Source organism: Avibacterium paragallinarum, assembly GCF_011765605.1.
Classification (GTDB): Bacteria; Pseudomonadota; Gammaproteobacteria; order Enterobacterales; family Pasteurellaceae; genus Avibacterium; species Avibacterium paragallinarum.
Map to the genome: position 1 here is coordinate 215,232 of NZ_CP050316.1, position 15,714 is coordinate 230,945.

Genomic DNA, 15,714 nt, shown 5'->3' on the forward strand with positions numbered 1-15,714 from the left:
AAGGACATTTACAATGAAAAAAGTAGCAAAATTGACAACCCTTTCTTTTGCATTAGCATTAGGTACATCTGCTGTGGCGAATGATAATATTGCTTTTGTAAACATAGATTATCTTTTTGCTCATCATCCAGCTCGTCAAGTAGAGTTACAAAAATTAGATGATGAATTCAAATCCCCATCTGAAAAATTACAAGCGGCAGAAAAGGCGTTACAAGATAAAAAAAGTGCATTTGAAAAAGAAATCGATGGTAAGGTAAAGGCCTTAGAAAAAGATGCACCCAAATTACGTCAAGCTGAGATAAAAAAACGTCAAGATGAAATTGTGAAATTAGAGCAAAAACGTGAAGAAGAATTTAAAAAGTTAGTCGCGGATTATCAACAACAATTAGAGCAATTCAGACAAGATGTACAGAAAAGACAAATGGATATTCAACGTAAATTGGCTTCGGATATTCAAACTGCAACGAGTAATGTCGCTAAAACTAAAAAATATACTATTGTTTTAGATGATAAGGCGTCAGTATATTCAGTTGAAGGAAAAGATATTACTGAAGATGTATTAAAAGCGATTCCTGCTCCAGCTGTGCCAGCAAAGGCCAAATAATGCAAAAGTCTTATTCTCTTGAAGAATTAGCACAACAAATTGGCGCTACCATTCGTGGTAACGCCAATGTGCTTATTGATAGTATCGCTCCGCTTGACAAAGCACAGTCAAACCAGCTCACCTTTATTTCAAACATTAAATTCCGCGATTTACTTGCACAATCCCAAGCAGGGATTTTAGTGGTAAGCGAAAATGATGTGGAATTTTGTTCACCTGAAAGCAACTTGCTTATTGTCAAAGATCCTTATGTGGCTTACGCCGTGCTAGCACAATATATGGATTCAACGCCAAAAGCGGCTGCTGGCATTGCACCAAGTGCGGTGATTTCTGCCTCTGCAAAATTAGGCGAAAATGTGTCTATTGGCGCAAATGCCGTGATTGAAGATGATGTGGAACTTGGCGATAACGTGATTATTGGTGCAGGTTGTTTCATCGGTAAAGGTGCAAAAATTGGTGCAAATACACAGCTTTGGGCAAATGTAAACATCTATCACCAAGTGCAAATTGGCGAACATTGCTTGATCCAATCTGGTGCTGTGATCGGTAGTGACGGCTTTGGTTATGCAAACGATAAAGGTCGTTGGATCAAAATTCCACAGACTGGAACCGTTATTATTGGAAATCACGTTGAAATCGGGGCTTGCACCTGTATTGACCGCGGAGCATTAGATGCCACCGTTATTGAAGATAATGTTATCATCGACAACCTTTGCCAAATTGCCCATAACGTGCATATCGGTACGGGTACAGCGGTGGCTGGTGGTGTGATTATGGCGGGTAGCCTAAAAGTGGGGCGTTATTGCTTAATTGGTGGTGCAAGTGTGATCAATGGCCATATGGAAATTGCCGATAAAGTTACCGTTACGGGAATGGGAATGGTAATGCGACCAATCACCGAACCGGGCGTGTATTCTTCTGGTATTCCATTGCAGCCAAATAAAGAATGGCGTAAAACCGCCGCATTGACTTTAGACATTGACAAAATGAACAAACGTCTAAAAGCGGTAGAAAAAAAGCTTAATAATGCTTAATTCCCCTCTCAAACGTGCCACTTTATGTGGTGCGTTTTGTATTAAATGATGAAATACCGTATAATTTGCATCAATTTTATTTTCTATTATTTTCAAATTAAAAAGGTACTATTGTGACAACAGAACAAACCGCAAAAGTCATTGAAGCAAAAGAAATTATGACCTTACTTCCGCACCGCTATCCCTTTTTATTAGTGGATCGTGTAACTGATTTTGAAGAAGGGAAATGGTTAAAAGCGATCAAAAACATCAGTGTTAATGAGCCTTGTTTCACTGGGCATTTCCCAGGTGAACCTATTTTACCTGGTGTGTTAATTTTAGAGGCACTCGCCCAATCAATGGGGATTTTGGCGTTTAAAACTCACGAATTACAAGGTGGCGAATTATTTTATTTTGCGGGAATTGATGACGCACGTTTCAAACGCCCAGTATTACCTGGGGATCAAATGGAGCTTTATGTTGAAGTCATCAAAGAACGCCGTGGTATTACCGCATTCACCGGCATCGCAACGGTCAATGGCGAAGTGGCTTGCGAAGCGAAACTAATGTGCGCACGTAGATAACCTAACGAGAGGTCAATATGATCCATCCAAGTGCAAAAATTCACCCCTCAGCCATTGTAGAAGAAGGGGCAAAAATTGGCGAAAATGTGGTAATAGGGCCATTTTGTATTATTGGTGCTGATGTAACAATTGGCAAAGGCACAGTATTACATTCGCATATTGTGGTTAATGGTGTAACAGAAATTGGCGAAGACAATGAAATATTTCAATTCGCCAGCATTGGTGAGAAAAACCAAGATCTGAAATACCAAAATGAGCCAACGAAAACCATTATCGGCAACCGTAACCGCATTCGTGAAAGTGTAACTATTCACCGTGGCACGGTGCAAGGTGGTGGCGTAACGCGTGTGGGTGATGATAACTTATTTATGATCAACGCCCATATTGCGCACGATTGTAAAATCAAAAATCGCTGTATTCTTGCTAACAATGCCACGCTTGCTGGGCACGTTGAGCTTGATGATTTCGTGATTGTTGGCGGAATGTCAGCGATTCACCAATTTGTCATTATCGGTGCACACGTTATGTTGGGCGGTGGTTCTATGGTGAGCCAAGATGTACCGCCTTATGTAATGGCACAAGGCAATCACGCTCACCCTTTTGGGGTGAACATTGAGGGATTGAAACGTCGCGGTTTTGATAAACCTACATTGCACGCCATTCGCAACGTGTACAAATTAATTTATCGCAGTGGAAAAACCTTAGAAGAAGTGATGCCAGAAATTGAGCATTATGCCAAAACAGAAAGTGCAATTAGCTTTTTCCTTGATTTCTTCAAACGTTCAACACGCGGGATTATTCGGTAACACCGGCTAAAAATATGACAATTTTTCACCGCACTTTATCTATTAAGCTAGCAATGATAAAGTGCGGTTATTTTTATGAAAGAAAACGGTTTATGAGAAAAAACGAAATGGAACAAACAAAACAATTTCCTACCATTGGCATTGTCGCTGGTGAAGTTTCGGGAGATATTCTCGGTGCAGGGCTAATGCGTAGCCTAAAAATTCGTTATCCTAACGCACGTTTTATCGGCATTGCTGGCAAGCAAATGTTGGCAGAAGGTTGCGAAACCTTGGTGGATATGGAAGAAATTGCCGTAATGGGGCTAGCCGAAGTGGTGAAACATTTGCCACGTTTGCTGAAAATTCGCCGTCAAGTGATTGACAAAATGCTACAAGAAAAACCTGATGTGTTTATCGGCATCGATGCACCTGATTTCAATCTTGATATTGAACTCAAACTTAAAGAACAAGGCATCAAAACCATTCATTACGTCAGCCCATCAGTATGGGCGTGGCGACAAAATCGCATTCACAAAATTGCACGGGCTACCAACCTTGTTCTCGCATTTTTACCTTTTGAAAAAGCCTTTTACGATCGTTTCAACGTACCTTGTCGTTTTATTGGACACACAATGGCAGACGCCATTCCGCTAAAGCCTGATCGCTTTGCCGCTTGCCAAATGCTTAATATTGATCCACAACAACGCTATTTAGCGATGCTGGTTGGCAGCCGTGGCTCAGAAGTGGAATTCCTTGCCGAACCTTTCTTGCAAACCGCCTTATTGCTGAAAGAACAATATCCAGACGTGCAATTTCTCGTGCCTTTGGTGAATGAAAAACGCCGCCAACAATTTGAACAAATCAAAGCGAAGATAGCCCCTGATTTAGAAATGATCTTGCTTGATGGGCAGGCTCGCCAAGCGATGATCGCCGCCCAAGCCACCTTGCTTGCTTCAGGCACGGCAGCATTAGAATGTATGCTATGCAAATCGCCAATGGTGGTGGGGTATAAAATGAAACCCTTCACTTATTTCCTAGCTAAACGCTTGGTGAAAACCCCTTATATTTCATTGCCGAATTTATTAGCGAATGAAATGCTCGTGCCAGAAATGATCCAGCAAGATTGCACGGCAGAAAAATTGCTAGAAAAGCTCGCCCCTTATTTTTCCACAGAAGAAAGTGCGGTGCAAAATCGCCATAATTTAGTGCAACACTTTATTGATCTGCATAAAATGATCCAATGTGATGCGGACAAACAAGCCGCCGACGCAGTGATTGAATTATTGCAAGGGGAAAAACAATGAGCGAATTTGTCTATCCTGATTATGAATTGATCGCAGGCGTTGATGAAGTAGGGCGTGGGCCTTTAGTGGGCGCAGTGGTAACTGCCGCAGTGATTTTAGACCCTAACAATCCCATTGAAGGCTTAACGGACAGCAAAAAACTCTCGCACAAAAAACGCCTTGCTTTAGCGGAAGAAATTAAGCAAAAAGCCAAAGCTTGGGCGTTAGGGCGAGCTGAACCCGAAGAGATTGATGAACTTAACATTTTGCACGCTACAATGTTAGCAATGCAACGCGCAGTCAATCAGCTCAACATTACACCGCACTTTGTACTCGTGGACGGCAACCGCATACCCCAGCTTGCAATGCCCGCTCAAGCGGTGGTGAAAGGGGATAGCCTTGTGGCAGAAATCAGTGCGGCTTCTATTTTGGCAAAAGTCGCCCGCGATTTAGAAATGGAAGAGTTGGATAAACACTATCCTCAATACGCCTTCGCCCAACACAAAGGCTACCCAACAAAATTACATTTAGAAAAACTGGCAGAACACGGCCCCTTACCCCAACACCGCCGAAGTTTTGCCCCAGTAAGAAAACTGATTACAGAATAAAAAGTGCGGTCATTTTCCCCAAAAATTCTAAAAAATTCCACCGCACTTTAAATTTAAAATTAAACGTGAAATGTCGGGCAACCCCCTTGTATTGCCCTAATGAAAACAAAAATACAGCAGCTTATTACTTTTACCGATTATGCTTTCATCTATCAAACAAATTTACACATTAGAAATGTTTGAAGGTGAGATCGAAGCTAATGAAAGCTATTTCGCTGGTACTCGCAGAAAAATTATTTGTAAATGCAATGGTTATATAATAGTTTAGACATTGGTTATGCTTAATTAGCTCAGTAAAACAATTAAAGATGCGGAGGATTTAATTGTTTTGCTGTTTTATATTCTACAGCAACAAATCAATGGCAAATTTTCACTGAGAGATCTGCCAATTTTCCCCACACTTCATCACTAAACTCTTGTTTTACCAAGCGTTCAAGCTCTGCCAGTTGTTGGATAATTTGATACAGTTTGCGGTAGGTGAGGCGTTGGATCGCTTGGGTGAATAAGCTGCGGCGGGTTTGCCAGATTTTTAGTTGATCAAATTGTTCCCGCAATCTTGCGGTAGAAAGAGGGGAATCGATATTGATCTGCTGTTGAGAGGCGGTGAGCGTTAGGATTGTGATCAGCTCGCGTTGTAAAGTGCGGAGCAAAATCACGGGCTGAATGTCTTCGCCGCGTAAACCGTCTAAAATGCGTCTTGCACGCTGGCTTTTGCCCTCCAATAAGGCATCAATCCATTGAAACACGGTGAAAACGGAAGATTGTTCCACCACATTTTGCACTTTAGCAAGGGTGATTTTCTCTTTTGGATAAAGCAAAGCGAGCAGTTGTAAGGTTTGCTTGAGTGCCAGTAAGTTATTTTCGTAGCTGTAACAAAGAAGCTGAACCGCGTCAGGCTCAATAAACATATCCAGCGATTTCGCCCGTGCGGTAATCCAACGCGGGAGCTGATCAATATTTGGCGTTTGGCAATTAACAATGCAAAGTTGCGGTTCAAGCTGATTCGCCTGCATAAACCAAGCCTGTTTTTCCATTGCTTTCGTCAGTTTGGGCGATTGCAACACCAATAAAATATCGGGGTGCAATAAAGCGACCAACTCCGAAAGTTGCTTTTGTAAAAGTGCGGTCAGATTTTCGGGCAAATTTAGCAATAGGATTTGACGATTAAAAAACAGCCCCATTGATTGCACTTGCTCAAACAGGGCTGTCCAATCGGTGCTATTTTCAATGGTGATTTCGTTTTTTTCATCAAATCCCTGTGCTTTTGCGGCAGCCCAGATGTGATCTTTGCTTTCTAACAGCAATAGCGGATCTTGCCCGACTAAATAATAGATCGTGGCTAAGCGAGCCGTTAATGATCCCGCGAGCTGTTCCGCAAATAAACGCTGCATTATTGACCTTTCACCTGCTGTTTTAATGCCACCATTTTGGTGATGAGCTGACGAGCGGCTTGCTCCCGCATATCATTCCAAATTACTTCTTTTTCTGCTGATTTCGCCAATGCCGCACGGGAGTTGTCAAAGAAGGTTCGGCTAACTTGGGTTTCGATTGGGTAACGCTGTTTGTTCGCCAGTTGCACTGTCGCACTCACTTGCAACACCAACACTTTCTCCGCCTCTCGCCCTTGTTTGAAAACCGATGCCACTTCGCTATTGGTGCGGGCGTTATTCAGACGTAGTACCACCGCGTCCGCCTCTTCAACCAATTTGACATTATTCGCACGCAATTCTTTACGCATTGCCATTGTCATTGCGTCATAAGGATCATTGCTTTCTAAGCGTAGGGTTTTCATTTCTTGTGGGATCAATTCCCCATTTTGGAAATGGAAACCGCAAGCACTTAGCACCGCAATGCCTGCAATAAGACAGAATTTTTTCATTAGATTACGCATTTTGTTTTCTCTAAAATCCTAAATGAACCCCACGCGGGTGGCGTGGGGTATTGCTGTTATTTGGCAACGAAGCTGAATAATTTGCCTGGTACATAGATGGTTTTCACAATGTTTAAACCCTCTAGGAATTTTTGTACATTCGGATCGGCAAGGGCGATTTCTTTAATCGCGTCTTCTGCCATATCCGCAGGCACAGTGATTTTCGCGCGTACTTTACCGTTTACTTGTACCACCACCAATTTTTCGTCATCAACCATTGCTTGCGCATCAGCTTTTACCCAAGGGGCGAAGTCAATAGCGTCTTGGTTGCCAAGCTCTTTCCATAATTGGAAACAAATGTGTGGGGTGATTGGGTAAAGCATTCTTACCACTGCATTTAAGGCTTCTGCCATTACCGCACGATCTTGCTCATCGTCCAATGGCGCTTTGGTTAATTTGTTCATTAGCTCCATAATGGCTGCAATGGCGGTATTAAAGGTTTGGCGGCGACCAATATCATCGCTCACTTTCGCAATGGTTTTATGCACATCACGGCGAAGCGCTTTTTGGCTACTGGAAAGTGCGGTTGGATTTAGCGCAGTTTTTGCTGGATTTTTGCTGTATTCAAACACTAAATTCCATAAACGGCGTAGGAAACGATTTGCCCCTTCTACGCCTGATTCTTGCCATTCCAAGGTCATTTCCGCAGGGGAGGCAAACATCATAAACAAGCGCACGGTATCCGCACCGTATTTTTCCACCATTTCTTGTGGGTCAATACCATTGTTTTTCGATTTGGACATTTTTGTCATTCCGCTGTGGACTAACTCGCGTCCTTCATCATCAATGGCACGGATAATGCGTCCTTTCTCATCACGCTCAAGGGTTACTTTTGTTGGTGATACCCAAATGCGCTCGTTGGTGTCGCTGGTGTAATAGAACGCATCAGCCAACACCATTCCTTGGCACAATAATTTGTTTGCTGGCTCGTCAGAGTTTACTAAGCCCGCATCACGCAATAATTTGTGGAAGAAACGGAAGTAAAGCAAGTGCATTGTGGCGTGTTCGATCCCGCCGATATATTGATCCACTGGTAGCCAGTAATTGGCTTCTTCTGGGTTCAGCATTGCTTGGTGGAAATCTGGGCAAGTATAACGCGCGTAATACCACGAAGATTCCATAAAGGTGTCGAAAGTGTCGGTTTCTTTCAATGCGGGTTGTCCGTTATAAGTGGTTCTTGCCCAATTTGGATCGGCTTTGATCGGGCTGCGCACGCCGTCCATGACCACATCTTCAGGTAACACGATTGGTAAATCTGCCAATGGGGCAGGCACAACTTCACCGTTTTCCAGTGTTAGCATTGGAATTGGCGCGCCCCAATAACGTTGGCGAGATACGCCCCAATCGCGTAAACGATAATTCACTTGGCGTTTGCCCACGCCCATTTTTTCTAATTTATCGGCGATGCCATTGAATGCGGCATCAAAATCCAAGCCATCAAATTCTGCTGAATTGATCAAAATACCGTGTTCGGTGTAAGCCTGCTTTGATAAATCTAGCGGGCTACCGTCTGCTGGCGTAATCACTGGATAAAGCGGTAAATCATATTTTTTAGCGAACTCATAATCACGCTCATCGTGCGCTGGCACGGCCATTACCGCACCTGTTCCATAGTGCATTAACACGAAATTCGCCACCCAAACAGGCACTAATTTTCCTGTAATCGGGTGAATGGCGTGAATGCCCGTTGCCATTCCTTTTTTCTCCATTGTGGCAAGCTCGGCTTCCGCCACTTTCGTATTTTTGGCTTCTTGAATAAATTGCGCAAGTGCGGGGTTATTTTGCGCTGCTTTTTCTGCAAGCGGGTGTCCTGCCGCTACGGCGAGATAGGATACGCCATAAAAGGTATCTGGGCGGGTGGTGTAAACCGTTACGCTTTCTTCTGAATTTTCAATATTGAAGGTAATTTCCACCCCTTCCGAACGGCCAATCCAGTTACGTTGCATTGTTTTCACCATATCTGGCCATTCTGGCAGATGATCTAAACCGCCTAATAATTGCTCGGCATAGTCGGTAATTTTGATAAACCATTGTGGGATCTCTTTTTGTTCCACAGGCGTATCACAACGCCAGCAACACCCTTCGTGAACTTGCTCATTGGCAAGCACGGTTTCATCATTCGGACACCAGTTTACGCTAGAGGTTTTTTTATACACTAAACCTTTGCGATAAAGCTCTGTGAAGAACCATTGTTCCCACTTGTAATATTCAGGTTTGCAAGTAGCGATTTCACGATCCCAGTCAAAACCAAAGCCCAAAATTTTGAGCTGATTTTTCATATAATCAATATTTTCGTATGTCCATTTTGCAGGCACGGTTTTATTTTTCACCGCCGCACCTTCCGCAGGCAAGCCAAATGCGTCCCAACCCATCGGCTGTAACACATTTTTACCGTTCATTCGCTGATAGCGCGAAATTACATCACCAATGGTGTAGTTGCGAACGTGTCCCATATGCAAGCGACCAGACGGATAGGGGAACATTGAAAGGCAATAATATTTCTCTTTGCTTGGATCTTGCACCGCTTTAAATGTTTTATTCTCAGCCCAATATTTCTGCACTTCAGGCTCAATTAAATCAGGGCGATATTGTTCTTGCATAATGTTACCTTTAAAAAATTATCAAAAAATTGACCGCACTTTGCCCATTTATTACGGCGATTTTAGGCGGCATAGATGAATAAGAAAATGTAGTATAGGATAGCGTAAAATGGGGAAAATTGATAGAACTATTGCGAAAATTGCCACCCTTATTGGTGGTGGCATTTCTCATACAACGGCACTAACTCTTGAATGGTTTGTGCGATAAATTCCACAGCATCAATGTGATCTAACTCGGCTTTTTCAATATTTTTCCCTATACAGAAAAAATCTTCATCATTGTTGAGTAAAAAATCCTGCGCAGAAAGCGACCGCACTTTACGGAAATCGGCGTATTCGCTTTCATCACCACGCCAAAAATCAAAATCGGCATACTGAGTTTGATCCAGCTGTTCAAACCATTGGTTATATTGTTGCACATTGATTTGCGAACGATCGGCGCGGTAGCAATGCCAATCAAGGCTCACTTGTAAACGGCGGCGATTTAAAATAACCGATAAAATGGCGGCAGAATTTTTGTTAAATTCATATTTGAAATAAGCGAAAAAATGCACCCGCACTTGCCAACCGTTACACCATTTTTCAATATGGGGGTCAGCAAAAGGCGTGCCAAGGCGTTGAGCCACTTGCAAAATCGCTGTTTTCCATAAATGCCATTGCCGTTTGTAATCCGCTTTAATTTGTGGGATTTGCTCTGGGCAGAATTTTTTCATCTGGGCGAACTGAAAAAAAGGGAGATTGAACAGCTCGCAACTGGCAGAAGTAATCAGTTTTTCTTTCATAGATTAGGTGTATTGTTTCATTGCAGGTTGAGTAAAATACTGTTTATCTTCCCAGCGTAGCATTGTCATGCGATTGCCCCACACGCAGCCGGTATCAAGGGCATAAATATTAGCTGGCGTAGGCGTATCCACTAAACTAGCCCAATGGCCAAAGACGATATTTTCCGTTTTGAATAGGGGATTATTAAGTCGAAACCAAGGCGTTAGCGCCGCAGGTGCTTCATCAACAGGGGCTTTGCAAGCGAAATCAAGGCGGTGATCATAATAGCAAAAACGCATACGGGTAAATACGTTGATAATGTAACGTAGGCGATCGATGCCCTGCAAATCAGGCAACCAGCGATCAGGCTGGTTATCATACATCTGTTTGATCATTGCATAATAATCACCGTGGCGTAGCACTTGCTCCACTTCGGCAGCACAGGCTTTTGCCGTGGCAAGATCCCAATCTGGCGAGATCCCAGCGTGAGTGAGTAAAAATCCTGCTTGTTGATTATGAATAAGCAAGGGTTGCTGGCGTAGCCAATCAATTAATTCGTGAAAATCAGGGGCGTTAAAAATGGCGTCCACGCGATCCTTGGGTTTGATTTTTTTTATGCCAAGTGCGGTGGAAATTAAGTGCAAATCGTGGTTGCCGAGTACGTTATGTGCGGCGTTACCTAGTGATTTCACCAACCGCAAACATTCGAGAGATTTATCCCCGCGTGCCACCAAATCGCCCACGAGATAAAGCTGATCCGCGGCGGGATCAAACCGCACTTTTTCTAATAAAAGGCTAAATTCGTCATAACAGCCTTGTAAATCACCGATTAAATAGGTCGCCATTTTTGCCTCTGGTTTACGATTATTCTTGCTCTAAATCCGCAAGCTCTGCCTTGTCTTGCACGGGATTATCCGCTAGCCAATTTGCTAAGCGAGCATAATCGGCAATCGACAGATTTTCTGCCCGAGCATTTAAATCAACCCCAAGTGCGGTGAGATTTTCCGCAGAAAATAGCGTAGAAAGGGCATTACGCAAGGTTTTACGGCGTTGATTAAAGGCTTGGGTACAAACGCGGTTTAGCCAATACAAATCTTTAACGGGGTGTGGCAAGGTGCTGTGGGGAATTAACCGCACCACCGCAGAATCCACTTTCGGTGCAGGTTTAAAAGCCGTTGGCGGCACTTCTAGCACGGGCATCACTTGGCAAAAATACTGTGCCATAATGGTTAAGCGTCCGTAAGCTTTGCTATTCGGTGCAGCACAAAGGCGTTTAACCACTTCTTTTTGCAACATAAAGTGCATATCTTGAATTTGTTCGCAATAGTTGAATAAATGGAACATTAATGGCGTAGAAATGTTGTATGGCAGGTTGCCGAAAATGCGTAATTTTTGATTTTTTTCTGCTAAATGCTCATCGCGATAAAGCTCGGCAAAATCAAACTGCATTGCGTCCGCCTCGATCACGGTCAATTTTTGATGTAAGAAAGGATGATGGCGTAGGCGATGTGCGAGATCGCGATCTAGCTCAACCACAGTCAAATGGGAAACCCGCTCAGCCACAGGCTCAGTTAATGCCCCTAGACCGGGTCCAATTTCTACCAAGAATTGATCGGGTTGCGGATAAATTGCCGCAACAATACTTTGAATAATATTATCGTCAGATAAAAAGTTCTGCCCGAAACGTTTACGGGCGGTATGCCCTAAATGTCTTTTTGAGTTCATTGCTTGTATTGTATCGAAAAAAATTGGCTTTATTATAAAACAAAATCCCAACCTTAGGGCTGGGATTTTTCATTTAAATACAGATTAGTTGAAGTATTTAATATCGGCATTTTTACGTAAAATTTTAACCCAATCTTTAGAAACATCTTGTAGTTGTTTATTTACCAATTTCTGGTAGGCTTCCTGCATATAAATATCTTTAGTGCTATCTACTTGACGAGTATTCGTTACTTCCAATATATGCCAGCCAAATTCTGTTTTAAAGGGCAAAGAAATTTTTCCTTTTGGCGTTGTTAATACGACTCTTGCAAAAGGAGGAACATAGGTTTCTGGAAAAGCAAAGCCTAAATTTCCTCCATTTGCACCTGATAGATAATCTTTAGAGTATTTTAATGCGGCTTCTTCAAAAGTCATCTTATTATTTAAAATATCAGAACGAATTTTAGTCAATAGTGCTTTTGCTTGAGTGTCATTCAATAATGGTGTCAATTTTAATAAAATATGACGAACTTGATATTCTGTTGCAGTTGCTTTCTTTTCTTTGCCTAATTCTTTAGCTTGAGCTAATAATTTATTGCCAAGTTCTTGGACTTCCTCGTGGCTCACTTCCAAACTTTTTCCAATGGCTTGGTTTCGAACCTCAGACATTAATAACTGATTAGCAATCTGATTACGGTATTGCTGGTAATTAATGCCTTGATAATCTAGTGCATCTAATAATTGCCCAAAAGTCAATCCATTACTTGCAGCGATATCTTCAATAACTTTATCTACTTGTGCATTAGTCACGCTTATTCCGGAGTTTTTAATAGCTTGATTAACCAAAATATCATCAATAATATTATCTAAAGCTACTTTGCGATTATTCTCAGTATAGGCTTTCTTTCTTAAAGCCGTTTTTACTTGGCTCTCAAGAATTGGGACACCATTTACACTTGCGATTACAGCATCTGATGAATAACTATGAGTGGAAATAAAGAGCAATCCAAATAAGGTGATAAAAATACCTTTAATATTATATCGTTTCATATACATCCATTGATAAAGTGATTTATTTTACATTTAGAGTATTAATTGATTAAAAGGTTCATTAATTCTTTTTTATTGAGCCTAAAATCAATTTTCCTTTGAGACTAATGCCACTTGATAACGCTGATCAAACTTCATAGTGCGAACTTGCACTTTTTCCGTGCGGCTGGTTGGCACATTTTTGCCAACATAATCGGCACGGATTGGCAATTCACGATGTCCGCGATCAACAAAAATCACCAATTCTACTTTTGCAGCTCGCCCAAAATCAATTAAGGCATCAAGTGCAGCACGGATTGTCCGCCCCGTAAATAAGACATCGTCTACCAAAATCACAATCTTATTTTGAATGCTCACATAATTTGATGCACCGCTATACACGGGGGATTGGCTCTGTGGTTCAACATATTCTAAATCATCACGGTAAAAGGTAATATCTAAATCAATTGAGGGCAAGGTTTTACCGCTCAAATCGGTGATTTTGCGTTTAATAAGCTCGGCAATTTCTGACCCACGACGTTTAATTCCGACAATGATGAGCTCATCCAGATTTTGATGTTTTTCAATAATTTCGTGGGCGATGCGAGAAATGGTTCGCATAAAACGGTTTTCATCAATAATGATTTTTTCTACCATTCGTTATCCTTAAAGCGAGATTAAAACTTTGGTTACTATATCAAAAAATCTGCCAAAAATGACCGCACTTTATAAAATTCTTTGTGAACATCGCAAAAAGATCAAGAAATCTTCCAACTTTTCCCTATAAAAAAGTACAAAATCTTGTTTGTACTTTCTTGCTTAGTCTGTGGCATAGCCGTTAGGCGGCAACATTTTTTCATCTAAATAGGCTTTACCCGCTTGCAATGTTAGGCGTTCGGTAACAAACCAATTAATCACCAATGGATAAATGTGCTGTTCCTGATATTTCACCCGTTGTTCAATGTCTGCAATATCATCATTAGGGAAAATTGGCACTTTCGCTTGCAAGATAATCGCCCCACCGTCCACTTCTTCATTAACGAAATGCACCGTTGTGCCGTGTTCTTTCTCACCCGCCGCCAAGGCTTGTTGGTAGGTGTTTAAGCCAGGGTATTTCGGCAATAAGGAGGGGTGAATATTCAAAATCTTGCCTGCAAAACGCTGAGTAAATTCCGCACTGAGAATTTTCATATAGCCCGCTAGCACGATTAAATCAGCCTCCAATGACGTAATATAATCGCCAATCGCTCGATCCATCGCGAGATTATCCGCATAATCACGGCGTTCAAAAAGTGCGGTGGGAATTTCAGCCATTTTTGCACGCTGTAATCCATAAGCATTTGCTTTATTGGCGATAACAGCACAAATTTGAGCGGGAATATCGCCCACCTTGCAAGCATCAATAATCGCTTGCAAGGTTTGCCCTTGTCCTGATATTAAAACAACAATTTTTTTCATTAGCTGATAATAACCTGTGCTTCGCCTTCAGCTGCACTTTCAATGCATCCAATTTGCCACGCCGTTTCACCCACTTGTTTCAACAGTGCTAATGCCGTTTCCACTTGATTTTGTGGTAATGCGATGATCATTCCCACGCCACAGTTAAAAGTGCGGTACATTTCATAGCGATTGATGTTACCTTGCTGTTGTAACCAAGTAAAAATCGCGGGCCATTGCCAACTGGCTTCATTAATCACTGCTTTCACCGAATGTGGCAATACGCGAGGAATATTTTCCCAAAAGCCGCCGCCCGTTAAATGAGAAATCGCGTGGACATTAACCTGTTTGATCAGCTGTAAAATGGATTTTACATAAATTTTAGTTGGTGCAAGCACTTGATCCGCAAAAGGTTTTCCCTCAAGCTCGGCTTCAGCTGGATTAATTCCAGAATGTTCAATCACTTTACGAATCAGAGAGTAGCCGTTGGAATGTGCTCCACTTGAAGCTAACGCAATTAACGCATCGCCCACTTTTACTTGGCTGCCATCAATGATTTCTGATTTCTCAACCACGCCAACGCAAAAGCCAGCAAGGTCGTAATCGCCCGCGTGATACATACCCGGCATTTCTGCCGTTTCACCGCCCACTAAAGCACAACCTGCTTGCTGACAGCCGTCTGCAATGCCTTTAATCACATTCGCCGCGACCTCAACGTCTAATTTGCCTGTGGCATAATAATCTAGGAAAAATAGCGGTTCAGCCCCTTGCACCACTAAATCATTAACGCACATCGCCACCAAGTCAATGCCGATGGTATCGTGTTTATTCAAATCAATGGCAAGGCGTAATTTTGTGCCAACGCCATCAGTGCCAGAAACTAAAATCGGCTCTTTATATTTTGTAGGCAAAGCACAAAGTGCCCCAAATCCTCCCAATCCCCCGATCACCTCTGGGCGAGAGGTTCGTTTTACATCGGCTTTGATTTTTTCCACTAACGCATTACCCGCGTTAATATCTACGCCCGCATCTTTGTAACTTAATGATAGTTCTCTCACGATTTTTTCCTACTATATAGCCTAAGAATTAAAAATTTTTGTGTATTGTACCACGCTTACGCAATCGTTTGCGATAAATTTTCTAGCCCTCTTATAGAAATTTCGATATTCAAAATTTTATTTAAGATAATTATATTGAACTTAACAAGTATATATTTTTCATTATTAAGATTATTGAATGAGTTGCAGTTGCTTTAAGGTGGTTCATTGCCTAAAGATATTCGTCTTTATTCATAATGCAGCATTGTTTTAATTTTTTTTTTGTATTTTTCAGTTATTTTTATTTGACATCTATTTTTTTTTATGATATGCACCCATTT

The 15,714-nt window shown here is 42.0% G+C and carries 16 protein-coding genes and 1 pseudogene; 7 read left to right on the forward strand and 10 right to left on the reverse strand.

Annotated features, from left to right (window positions below):
* Window positions 1-13 precede the first annotated feature (13 nt).
* The 7 genes and pseudogenes from HBL79_RS01245 to HBL79_RS01275 form a co-directional block, all read left to right on the forward strand.
* Window positions 14-604, forward strand: coding sequence for an OmpH/Skp family outer membrane protein (locus tag HBL79_RS01245; RefSeq protein ID WP_017807060.1), 591 nt, complete (start codon window positions 14-16; stop codon window positions 602-604).
* Window positions 604-1,635, forward strand: coding sequence for a UDP-3-O-(3-hydroxymyristoyl)glucosamine N-acyltransferase (gene lpxD, locus HBL79_RS01250; protein ID WP_035687004.1), 1,032 nt, complete (start codon window positions 604-606; stop codon window positions 1,633-1,635). Before HBL79_RS01245 ends, lpxD begins: the two co-directional genes overlap by 1 nt.
* Before the next feature lie 158 nt (window positions 1,636-1,793).
* Window positions 1,794-2,198, forward strand: a complete 405-nt coding sequence (gene fabZ / locus HBL79_RS01255) for a 3-hydroxyacyl-ACP dehydratase FabZ (RefSeq protein ID WP_069202131.1) — start codon at window positions 1,794-1,796, stop codon at window positions 2,196-2,198.
* Between the two features lie 17 nt (window positions 2,199-2,215).
* The gene (lpxA, locus tag HBL79_RS01260; RefSeq protein WP_017807063.1) at window positions 2,216-3,004 is read left to right on the forward strand and encodes an acyl-ACP--UDP-N-acetylglucosamine O-acyltransferase; all 789 of its coding nucleotides are present in this window, start codon (window positions 2,216-2,218) and stop codon (window positions 3,002-3,004) included.
* A gap of 92 nt (window positions 3,005-3,096) precedes the next feature.
* The gene (gene lpxB / locus HBL79_RS01265; protein WP_233570694.1) at window positions 3,097-4,287 is read left to right on the forward strand and encodes a lipid-A-disaccharide synthase; all 1,191 of its coding nucleotides are present in this window, start codon (window positions 3,097-3,099) and stop codon (window positions 4,285-4,287) included.
* The gene (gene rnhB / locus HBL79_RS01270; protein WP_035687001.1) at window positions 4,284-4,874 is read left to right on the forward strand and encodes a ribonuclease HII; all 591 of its coding nucleotides are present in this window, start codon (window positions 4,284-4,286) and stop codon (window positions 4,872-4,874) included. Before lpxB ends, rnhB begins: the two co-directional genes overlap by 4 nt.
* 98 nt (window positions 4,875-4,972) lie before the next feature.
* Window positions 4,973-5,103 (forward strand): annotated as a pseudogene (locus HBL79_RS01275) (IS1595 family transposase); the annotation flags it as partial.
* Between the two features lie 127 nt (window positions 5,104-5,230).
* Here the strand turns inward: HBL79_RS01275 and holA are convergent.
* From holA to purM, 10 genes are all read right to left on the reverse strand, one after another.
* The gene (gene holA, locus HBL79_RS01280) at window positions 5,231-6,265 is read right to left on the reverse strand and encodes a DNA polymerase III subunit delta (protein ID WP_035686998.1); all 1,035 of its coding nucleotides are present in this window, start codon (window positions 6,263-6,265) and stop codon (window positions 5,231-5,233) included.
* Window positions 6,265-6,765 carry an LPS-assembly lipoprotein LptE gene (locus tag HBL79_RS01285; protein ID WP_035686996.1) on the reverse strand — a complete coding sequence of 167 codons (501 nt, stop codon included), beginning with the start codon at window positions 6,763-6,765 and terminating at the stop codon, window positions 6,265-6,267. Before HBL79_RS01285 ends, holA begins: the two co-directional genes overlap by 1 nt.
* A 56-nt stretch (window positions 6,766-6,821) precedes the next feature.
* Entirely contained in the window at window positions 6,822-9,404 is a 2,583-nt protein-coding gene (gene leuS, locus HBL79_RS01290) for a leucine--tRNA ligase (RefSeq protein WP_035686994.1), read from the reverse strand.
* Window positions 9,405-9,553: 149 nt separating this feature from the next.
* The gene (locus HBL79_RS01295; RefSeq protein WP_174758214.1) at window positions 9,554-10,186 is read right to left on the reverse strand and encodes a G6PD family protein; all 633 of its coding nucleotides are present in this window, start codon (window positions 10,184-10,186) and stop codon (window positions 9,554-9,556) included.
* Window positions 10,187-10,189: 3 nt separating this feature from the next.
* A complete protein-coding gene (gene apaH / locus HBL79_RS01300) occupies window positions 10,190-11,011 on the reverse strand; it encodes a bis(5'-nucleosyl)-tetraphosphatase (symmetrical) ApaH (RefSeq protein WP_035686991.1) in 822 nt (273 codons plus the stop codon).
* A 19-nt stretch (window positions 11,012-11,030) separates the two neighbouring features.
* Window positions 11,031-11,891 carry a 16S rRNA (adenine(1518)-N(6)/adenine(1519)-N(6))-dimethyltransferase RsmA gene (gene rsmA, locus HBL79_RS01305; RefSeq protein ID WP_035686988.1) on the reverse strand — a complete coding sequence of 287 codons (861 nt, stop codon included), beginning with the start codon at window positions 11,889-11,891 and terminating at the stop codon, window positions 11,031-11,033.
* Window positions 11,892-11,975: 84 nt separating this feature from the next.
* Window positions 11,976-12,920, reverse strand: a complete 945-nt coding sequence (locus HBL79_RS01310; protein ID WP_035686985.1) for a peptidylprolyl isomerase — start codon at window positions 12,918-12,920, stop codon at window positions 11,976-11,978.
* Window positions 12,921-13,007: 87 nt separating this feature from the next.
* Window positions 13,008-13,556: a bifunctional pyr operon transcriptional regulator/uracil phosphoribosyltransferase PyrR gene (gene pyrR / locus HBL79_RS01315; RefSeq protein WP_035686982.1), complete on the reverse strand. Its 549-nt coding sequence runs from the start codon at window positions 13,554-13,556 to the stop codon at window positions 13,008-13,010.
* A gap of 162 nt (window positions 13,557-13,718) precedes the next feature.
* Window positions 13,719-14,357: a phosphoribosylglycinamide formyltransferase gene (purN, locus tag HBL79_RS01320; RefSeq protein WP_035686979.1), complete on the reverse strand. Its 639-nt coding sequence runs from the start codon at window positions 14,355-14,357 to the stop codon at window positions 13,719-13,721.
* On the reverse strand, window positions 14,357-15,394 hold the full coding sequence (gene purM, locus HBL79_RS01325; RefSeq protein ID WP_035686977.1) for a phosphoribosylformylglycinamidine cyclo-ligase: 1,038 nt from the start codon (window positions 15,392-15,394) through the stop codon (window positions 14,357-14,359). Before purM ends, purN begins: the two co-directional genes overlap by 1 nt.
* Window positions 15,395-15,714: the final 320 nt, after the last annotated feature.

Bases quoted from the DNA above. Each gene is read 5' to 3' on its own strand.
- apaH (WP_035686991.1), bottom strand. From the start codon at position 11,011: ATGGCGACCTATTTAATCGGTGATTTACAAGGCTGTTATGACGAATTT.
- HBL79_RS01245 (WP_017807060.1), top strand. From the start codon at position 14: ATGAAAAAAGTAGCAAAATTGACAACCCTTTCTTTTGCATTAGCATTA.
- lpxD (WP_035687004.1), top strand. From the start codon at position 604: ATGCAAAAGTCTTATTCTCTTGAAGAATTAGCACAACAAATTGGCGCT.
- holA (WP_035686998.1), bottom strand. From the start codon at position 6,265: ATGCAGCGTTTATTTGCGGAACAGCTCGCGGGATCATTAACGGCTCGC.
- rnhB (WP_035687001.1), top strand. From the start codon at position 4,284: ATGAGCGAATTTGTCTATCCTGATTATGAATTGATCGCAGGCGTTGAT.
- rsmA (WP_035686988.1), bottom strand. From the start codon at position 11,891: ATGAACTCAAAAAGACATTTAGGGCATACCGCCCGTAAACGTTTCGGG.
- HBL79_RS01285 (WP_035686996.1), bottom strand. From the start codon at position 6,765: ATGCGTAATCTAATGAAAAAATTCTGTCTTATTGCAGGCATTGCGGTG.
- lpxB (WP_233570694.1), top strand. From the start codon at position 3,097: ATGAGAAAAAACGAAATGGAACAAACAAAACAATTTCCTACCATTGGC.
- lpxA (WP_017807063.1), top strand. From the start codon at position 2,216: ATGATCCATCCAAGTGCAAAAATTCACCCCTCAGCCATTGTAGAAGAA.
- purN (WP_035686979.1), bottom strand. From the start codon at position 14,357: ATGAAAAAAATTGTTGTTTTAATATCAGGACAAGGGCAAACCTTGCAA.
- leuS (WP_035686994.1), bottom strand. From the start codon at position 9,404: ATGCAAGAACAATATCGCCCTGATTTAATTGAGCCTGAAGTGCAGAAA.
- fabZ (WP_069202131.1), top strand. From the start codon at position 1,794: ATGACCTTACTTCCGCACCGCTATCCCTTTTTATTAGTGGATCGTGTA.
- HBL79_RS01295 (WP_174758214.1), bottom strand. From the start codon at position 10,186: ATGAAAGAAAAACTGATTACTTCTGCCAGTTGCGAGCTGTTCAATCTC.
- pyrR (WP_035686982.1), bottom strand. From the start codon at position 13,556: ATGGTAGAAAAAATCATTATTGATGAAAACCGTTTTATGCGAACCATT.
- HBL79_RS01310 (WP_035686985.1), bottom strand. From the start codon at position 12,920: ATGAAACGATATAATATTAAAGGTATTTTTATCACCTTATTTGGATTG.